This is a genomic window from Lysinibacillus sp. NPDC093688 (genome assembly GCF_050280145.1).
Classification (GTDB): domain Bacteria; phylum Bacillota; class Bacilli; order Bacillales_A; family Planococcaceae; genus Lysinibacillus; species Lysinibacillus xylanilyticus_B.
In genome coordinates this window covers 19,988-27,076 of the sequence record NZ_JBNNUX010000020.1, presented here as the reverse complement: position 1 = coordinate 27,076, position 7,089 = coordinate 19,988, and the positions used below count along the sequence as shown (strand labels likewise).

Here is a 7,089-nt window from a genome sequence, read left to right as displayed (position 1 = left end):
AGGGCTTAGAGAACTCCCTATTTTACTAACAGCACTGAGTGTATCTGACAAATCCAAAGCTGATAAGGAGGAAGCTATAGCCTTATTGGATTGATAGAGAGAATCCATTGCAGGGCTTAGAGAACTCCCTATTTTACTAACAGCACTGAGTGTATCTGACAAATCCAAAGCTGATAAGGAGGAAGCTATAGCCTTATTGGATTGATAGAAAGAATCCATTGCAGGACTTTGAAGAGAAGTTTTAAGATTATCGAAATCTCTAAAGGTATTGTTTTTGTAAATCATACTTTGTTCTATATTTTTCATCAAACCCCACCTTTCTAATATTATTCATATAATATACTAAAAAACTAAATTAATACAAATTAAGAATGTTTTATAAAAAAAGAGGTTGTTTTTGACTACGTTTATAAGCATGGTGCAAGGGCAGGTAGAGGCCTATCGAGTAGATTTTATGGCTTATCCAACAATTCAAGATTTGGTAGAGAAAGGCTATTTGAAGAAGAATGAAACGACCTGCCCTAATAAAGAAGAGATTATGATAACTAAGGATGGGGAGGTACGATTGGCGAAAACTTCTACCGATACTGGTTCTAGTAACTGATGGATGTTATTAAAGGCGAGCGTGGCTATACGTTTATTGAAATGCTAATTGTATTGTTTATCGTTATGTGTTTGTCGGCGATTGTCGTCAAGTATTCGTTAAAAGCAGCGGAGACTAGGGAGCTTGAGCAATTTTTTACACAAATTCAATTAGATATCCAATATATACAAACTTATAGTATGCATCAAAGGGAATATATCTCGATGAAGTTTGAGAATTCATCAAAGAGATACATTATTAAAAAGAATATTTTTACAGAATTATATGAACGTCCTTTTCCGAAAGGGGTTGAGTTTATGCCTGCATCGAGTTCAATTTACACGATTATATACAACTATAATGGGAACGTCATGACGCCAGGGACTGTTTATTTTAAAACGCCTCAAGGCAATAAAAAGGTTGTGATTACATTAGGACGAGGGAGATCAAGGGTTGAATGAATCTGGTTATTCATTTGTGGAAACAATATTATCAGTAGTCATTGTCATGTTAATATGCACGACATTAATACCAGTTAGCTATACGATGAAAACGACTCTTTATAATAAGAAGTTGGAGGTTATCGCAGCTGAAACGGCCTACGAAGGCTTAAAGCATTATCGCTATCTACAGCAAACGGAAGGTACTAAAATAATTGAAAATATAGAATTTAAGTGGTTTATGAATGGGCAAGGGATATGCGTAAGCTTTCAAAATACGCGAGAATTACGTAAAAAATGTATACAACTGCCAGGTGAAGTCGATGAATGAGAGAGGCTATACATTATTAGAAGCATTGTTTCAATTAGTTGTATTTGTGCTTATTGCGTATCTTGTTGTGTTCATTATGCTTTGGTTTGCAGAAATGAAAACAACGGTGCTATCTGATGAACAATCAAAGTGGGAGCTTTTTGTTTATGATTTGAATATGTATGTAAATGATATTTCTTCATTTACGATTCGAAAAGATCAAAAGAGAATAACCTTCCAAGTAGCAGATACCATTCATAATATTGATTGTTACAGCAATATTATTCGTGATCAAGTGAATGGTGGTCATGTACCGATGCTGATTGGTATTAATAAATGCCAGTTCAAATATGAAGAAAATATGTTAACAGTAGCTGTTGAACTTCCAAGTGGTATTAAAAAGGAGCGAACTTTCTATGTTCCAGTTATTGAAAAATGACAAAGGGGCTATTTTTTTAATTGCGATTGCATTATTATTTTTTGTAACTACTTTTGTCCTTACGTATTGTACGTCTTATGAGATTCAGTTTCGAACATATGATTGCCTAGAAAAGCTGAATGTTCGAGCTGCGATAAATTTATTAGGACAAATTTTGTCAGACAGTGTAGAATCGTAGTTATAAGAAGGTGATTCGAATGCGAAAAATATATTTAGTTGGCTTTATGGGCTCCGGAAAAAGTGCGTTAGGAAGACGTTTAAGCTATTTGTTAAAGATGCCTTATTACGATATGGATCGTGAGATTGTTAGACAGCAGGGTATGACAATTCCGCAGATATTTGAAAAATACGGAGAAGCGCGTTTTCGAGAAATAGAAACAGAATTTTTGAAAAACTTCCGAGACGAAGCTTGTATTATTTCAACAGGCGGTGGAGTGGCAATCAATGCTGAAAATCGAAAAATAATGAGACGTAGTGGACTCGTATTTTTTTTAGATGCGACATTCGAAGATATTTACAAACGAATACAGCATGATCCGAACAGACCGATTGTACAGAGCTCGACGAAAGAGGATTTAGAGCAGCTGTATCATTACAGAAGAAAGTTCTATCGTGAAGTAGGGCATATACAAGTGTTAACGGAGGGGAGAACAATCCGCCAAATTCTTGAGTATTTAGTATTCCAAGTTAAAAGGCTAAAAGGCGAACTATAATGCATTATGTTTATTTTAATGTTCGTGTTTTAATATAAATTAAAAAATGATTGCCTTTTCAATGCAATTAATGTTAGGATATAGACAAATAAGTTACTTAATGTTCATTGAATACTAAATAGTACCAAGTTGATACTTGGGCGGATGATTATACGGGGAGAGCACGTGTAGACGTCACCGAAGGAGCAAGTAACAAAGTGTTATGAATCTCTCAGGTAAAAGGACTCGTATAAGACGCAACTCTGGAGAGAGCTGTATTACAACAGCCACCAAAGGGGAAAGCCGGCTGATTGGCATTGTAGCAATGCGAGCCAGTCTGGTGTAACTTTCAGGTGCAAGGACAGAGAATCCCGAAAAGGGGTTCGTCTGTCTTTTTTTATGTCAAAATGTTTTACCTAATGTTGTTAGTTCCTCTTTATTTGGATGAACAAACAGGGAAAGCATGACTGTACAACTAAAAAAACAGACGAACTACTACCAGTAAAAATGTAACGAACAATAAGGGGGCAAAAACAATGACGAACGAATTAAAACGTACACCTCTATTTGAAGAATATGCAAAACATGGCGGTAAAACAATTGACTTCGGTGGATGGGAATTACCAGTGCAATTCTCTTCTATTAAAGAAGAGCATGATGCAGTACGTAATCGTGCTGGCTTATTTGATGTATCACATATGGGTGAGATTTTAGTAACTGGACCTAATTCACTAGATTTTTTACAAAATCTTTTGACAAATGATATTTCCAAAATTGCAGTAGGTCAAGCGCAATATAATGCAATGTGCTATGAAGATGGTGGTGTTGTCGATGATTTATTAACGTATAAATTAGCAGACAATCATTATTTATTATGCGTGAACGCGTCAAATATTGAAAAAGATTATGATTGGATGATGGAAAATCAACATCAATATGATGTGACGATCGACAACCAATCAGAGGCTTATGCACAAATTGCCCTTCAAGGTCCATTAGCAGAAGAGGTTCTTCAAACATTAACAGAGACTGATTTACAAACGATTAAATATTTCCGTTTCCAAGCAGATGTTGAAGTTGCTGGTCATAAAGCATTAGTATCTCGTAGCGGTTACACAGGAGAAGATGGTTTTGAACTATACGGCTCTCCAGAAGATATTAAAGCATTATGGAGTAAAATCTTAGAGGCTGGAAAAGACAAAGGTGTGGTTCCTGCAGGTTTAGGCTGCCGTGATACACTTCGTTTTGAAGCAGGTCTTCCATTATACGGGCAAGAGCTATCAGCAACAATTTCACCTCTTGAGGCTGGTATTGGTTTTGCTGTGAAGTTAAATAAAGAGGACTTTAATGGTCATGATGCATTAGTGGCGCAAAAAGAAAATGGGCTGTCACGTAAAATTGTGGGCATTGAAATGATTGATAAAGGAATTCCTCGTCATGGCTACAAAGTGTTTAAGGATGGTAAGGAAATCGGTGAAGTGACAACAGGTACACAGCTTCCTTCTTCTAAACGTAATGTTGGTCACGCATTAATTGACAGTCAATTCACAACTATCGGAACTGAATTAGAAATCGAAATTCGTGGTAAGTACTTAAAAGTAGTAACAGTTGAAACACCGTTTTACAAGCGTTCAAAATAATATTGAAAAGAGGGACCTACATTTATGAAACATCGTTATTTACCAATGACGGAGCAAGATAAACAAGAAATGTTAGACGTAATCGGTGTATCCTCAGTTGATGAGTTATTTGAGGATATCCCAGAAAAAGTACGTTTTAAAGGCCTATATGATATTAAAGAAGCAAAATCTGAATCAGCTTTATTAAAAGAATTAACGGCAATGGCTGCGAAAAATAAAGATACAAATGCTAACGTATCGTTTTTAGGTGCAGGCGTATACAACCACTATAAACCGGTTATCGTGGACCATGTTATTTCTCGTTCAGAGTTTTACACAGCGTATACTCCTTATCAACCAGAGATTTCTCAAGGGGAATTACAAGCAATTTTTGAATTCCAAACGATGATTGCAGAGCTTACAGGTATGGATCTAGCAAACTCTTCTATGTATGATGGAGGAACAGCATTAGCTGAAGCTGGTATGCTTGCAGCTGGCCATACACGCCGTAAGAAAATTTTAGTATCTGAAACGGTTCATCCCGAGTATCGTGATGTCGTTGCTACATATGCATACGGTCAATCCATTGAAATTGTTACGGTTCCACAAAAAGATGGTGTGACAGATGTAGAAGCTTTAAAGGAATTAATTGATGATAATACGGCAGCTGTTATTTCACAATATCCTAACTTCTTTGGTCAAATAGAGGACTTACAAGTAATTGGCGATATTGCGCATGAAGCAAAAAGTTTATTTGTTGTCTCTTCAAATCCACTTGCACTAGGAATTTTAACACCACCTGGTAAGCTAGGTGCTGATATTTGTGTAGGGGATGCACAGGTCTTCGGTATTTCTGAAGCATTCGGTGGCCCACACTGTGGTTTCTTTGCAGTAACAACGAAGCTAATGCGTAAAGTTCCTGGTCGTCTTGTTGGTGAAACAGTAGATGGTGAAGGTCGTCGTGGTTATGTTTTAACATTACAAGCACGTGAACAACATATCCGTCGTGATAAAGCTACGTCTAATATTTGTTCGAACCAAGCGCTTCTTGCACTTGCTGCTTCTGTAGCAATGACTGCTCTAGGTAAAGAAGGCGTTCGTGAAATGGCTATGCAAAATATCGCGAAAACTCGCTATGCTAAAAATGCCTTTGAAGCGGCAGGCTTCACAGTAGCATTCCAAGGTGCACACTATAACGAAATCGTTGTGAAGACAAGTAAATGTGTGAAAGAAATTAATAAAGGCTTAATTGAAAAAGGTATCATCGGTGGTTATCCTTTAGGTCAAACATATGACTCTCTTAAAAATCACGTGCTAATCGCTGTAACAGAATTACGCACGAAGGAAGAAATTGATGCACTTGTTGCAGAAATGGGGGCTCTTAATGCATAACGAAAAACAATCACTCATTTTTGAAATTACCAAAGAAGGTCGCGTAGGCTACAGCTTAGAAGCCCTTGATGTACCAGAGGTTGATCTTGCAGATTTACTTCCTGCAAACTTAGTACGTGCGGAAGCAGCAGAATTACCAGAAGTATCTGAACTTGATATTATGCGTCACTATACAGCACTTTCTCGTCGAAACCACGGTGTAGACTCGGGCTTCTACCCTCTTGGTTCTTGTACGATGAAATATAATCCTAAAATTAACGAAGCTGTTGCTCGAATTTCTGGTTTTGCAAATGTTCACCCATTACAGGATGAATCAACAGCTCAAGGTGCAATGGAGCTTCTATACGATCTACAAACTTCATTAGTTGAAATTACAGGTATGGATGAAGTGACATTACAACCAGCGGCAGGTGCACATGGTGAATGGACAGCATTAATGATGATTCGTGCCTTCCATGAGGCAAACGGTGAAGGCCATCGTAATAAAGTTATCGTTCCTGACTCTGCTCACGGTACTAACCCAGCATCGGCAACTGTTGCAGGCTTTGAAACGATCACTGTTAAATCAGATGAAAATGGCTTAGTAGATATTGAAGATTTGCGCAAAGTTGTTGGTTCTGATACAGCAGCATTAATGCTAACAAATCCAAATACACTTGGTCTATTTGAAGAAAACATTATCGAAATGGCAGAGCTTATTCACTCTGTTGGCGGTAAAGTATACTATGACGGTGCAAACTTAAACGCAGTTATGAGTAAAGCACGTCCTGGTGATATGGGCTTTGACTGCGTACACTTAAATTTACACAAAACATTTACAGGTCCTCACGGTGGCGGTGGCCCTGGTTCAGGTCCAGTAGGTGTAAAAGCAGATTTAATTCCATTCCTTCCAAAACCAGTTTTAGTAAAAACAGAGGAAGGAACATATCACTTCGATTACGAGCGTCCACAATCAATCGGTCGTGTTAAACCTTACTATGGTAACTTTGGTATCAACGTACGTGCATACACTTATATCCGTACAATGGGTCCAGATGGCTTAAAAGCTGTAACAGAATACGCTGTACTAAACGCAAACTATATGATGCGTCGTTTAGAGCCATTCTACGATCTACCATATAACCGTCATTGTAAGCATGAATTTGTATTATCAGGTCGTCGTCAAAAGAAACTTGGCGTTCGTACTTTAGATATCGCAAAACGTCTGTTAGACTTTGGCTACCATCCACCAACAACTTACTTCCCATTAAATGTGGAAGAGGCATTAATGATTGAGCCAACAGAAACAGAATCTAAAGAAACATTAGATGCATTCTGCGAAATAATGATCCAAATTGCAAAAGAAACAGAAGAAAACCCATCAATCGTACAAGAAGCACCACATACAACAGTCGTATCTCGTCTAGACGAAACACGCGCTGCCCGTACACCAGTGCTTCGCTATCAAAAAGCATAATTAACTGCTATAAGGCGTCCGATAAGTATTTAGATACTTATTGGACGCTTTTTTTAGGGAGTTTAAAAGCGAAATAGACGGATCGATGAGGCAGAATGGGAATAGAACAAGCGAAGCGACGGATGGAACAAGCGAAGCGACGGATAGAGCAAGCGAAA

Annotated in this window: 10 protein-coding genes and 1 riboswitch; of the genes, 9 read left to right on the top strand and 1 reads right to left on the bottom strand. The window is 37.8% G+C overall.

Annotated features, from left to right (window positions below; genetic code table 11):
• On the bottom strand, positions 1-306 hold a 306-nt coding region (locus ACQKN2_RS15820; RefSeq protein WP_427415795.1), incomplete at its 3' end, for a hypothetical protein.
• A 91-nt stretch (positions 307-397) separates the two neighbouring features.
• Between ACQKN2_RS15820 and ACQKN2_RS15815 the strand changes: the two genes are divergently transcribed.
• From ACQKN2_RS15815 to gcvPB, 9 genes are all read left to right on the top strand, one after another.
• Positions 398-604, top strand: coding sequence for a competence type IV pilus major pilin ComGC (locus ACQKN2_RS15815; protein ID WP_427415794.1), 207 nt, complete (start codon positions 398-400; stop codon positions 602-604).
• Positions 604-1,044 carry a competence type IV pilus minor pilin ComGD gene (comGD, locus tag ACQKN2_RS15810; protein ID WP_427415793.1) on the top strand — a complete coding sequence of 147 codons (441 nt, stop codon included), beginning with the start codon at positions 604-606 and terminating at the stop codon, positions 1,042-1,044. The genes ACQKN2_RS15815 and comGD overlap by 1 nt, the downstream gene beginning before the upstream one ends.
• Positions 1,037-1,354 carry a hypothetical protein gene (locus tag ACQKN2_RS15805; protein WP_427415792.1) on the top strand — a complete coding sequence of 106 codons (318 nt, stop codon included), beginning with the start codon at positions 1,037-1,039 and terminating at the stop codon, positions 1,352-1,354. The genes comGD and ACQKN2_RS15805 overlap by 8 nt, the downstream gene beginning before the upstream one ends.
• Complete coding sequence (comGF, locus tag ACQKN2_RS15800; protein ID WP_427415791.1) at positions 1,347-1,772, top strand: competence type IV pilus minor pilin ComGF; 426 nt, start codon at positions 1,347-1,349, stop codon at positions 1,770-1,772. The genes ACQKN2_RS15805 and comGF overlap by 8 nt, the downstream gene beginning before the upstream one ends.
• On the top strand, positions 1,750-1,950 hold the full coding sequence (locus ACQKN2_RS15795; protein WP_323647144.1) for a hypothetical protein: 201 nt from the start codon (positions 1,750-1,752) through the stop codon (positions 1,948-1,950). The genes comGF and ACQKN2_RS15795 overlap by 23 nt, the downstream gene beginning before the upstream one ends.
• A gap of 19 nt (positions 1,951-1,969) precedes the next feature.
• Entirely contained in the window at positions 1,970-2,485 is a 516-nt protein-coding gene (locus ACQKN2_RS15790) for a shikimate kinase (protein WP_427415790.1), read from the top strand.
• A 144-nt stretch (positions 2,486-2,629) separates the two neighbouring features.
• Positions 2,630-2,722, top strand: a riboswitch (glycine riboswitch).
• A 278-nt stretch (positions 2,723-3,000) separates the two neighbouring features.
• Entirely contained in the window at positions 3,001-4,104 is a 1,104-nt protein-coding gene (gene gcvT / locus ACQKN2_RS15785) for a glycine cleavage system aminomethyltransferase GcvT (protein ID WP_427415789.1), read from the top strand.
• Positions 4,105-4,128: 24 nt separating this feature from the next.
• A complete protein-coding gene (gene gcvPA / locus ACQKN2_RS15780; protein WP_427415788.1) occupies positions 4,129-5,475 on the top strand; it encodes an aminomethyl-transferring glycine dehydrogenase subunit GcvPA in 1,347 nt (448 codons plus the stop codon).
• Entirely contained in the window at positions 5,468-6,931 is a 1,464-nt protein-coding gene (gcvPB, locus tag ACQKN2_RS15775; protein WP_427415787.1) for an aminomethyl-transferring glycine dehydrogenase subunit GcvPB, read from the top strand. Before gcvPA ends, gcvPB begins: the two co-directional genes overlap by 8 nt.
• The last annotated feature ends 158 nt before the right edge of the window (positions 6,932-7,089 follow it).

Bases quoted from the DNA above. Each gene is read 5' to 3' on its own strand.
- comGD (WP_427415793.1), top strand. From the start codon at position 604: ATGGATGTTATTAAAGGCGAGCGTGGCTATACGTTTATTGAAATGCTA.
- comGF (WP_427415791.1), top strand. From the start codon at position 1,347: ATGAATGAGAGAGGCTATACATTATTAGAAGCATTGTTTCAATTAGTT.
- ACQKN2_RS15795 (WP_323647144.1), top strand. From the start codon at position 1,750: ATGTTCCAGTTATTGAAAAATGACAAAGGGGCTATTTTTTTAATTGCG.
- ACQKN2_RS15790 (WP_427415790.1), top strand. From the start codon at position 1,970: ATGCGAAAAATATATTTAGTTGGCTTTATGGGCTCCGGAAAAAGTGCG.
- gcvT (WP_427415789.1), top strand. From the start codon at position 3,001: ATGACGAACGAATTAAAACGTACACCTCTATTTGAAGAATATGCAAAA.
- gcvPA (WP_427415788.1), top strand. From the start codon at position 4,129: ATGAAACATCGTTATTTACCAATGACGGAGCAAGATAAACAAGAAATG.
- gcvPB (WP_427415787.1), top strand. From the start codon at position 5,468: ATGCATAACGAAAAACAATCACTCATTTTTGAAATTACCAAAGAAGGT.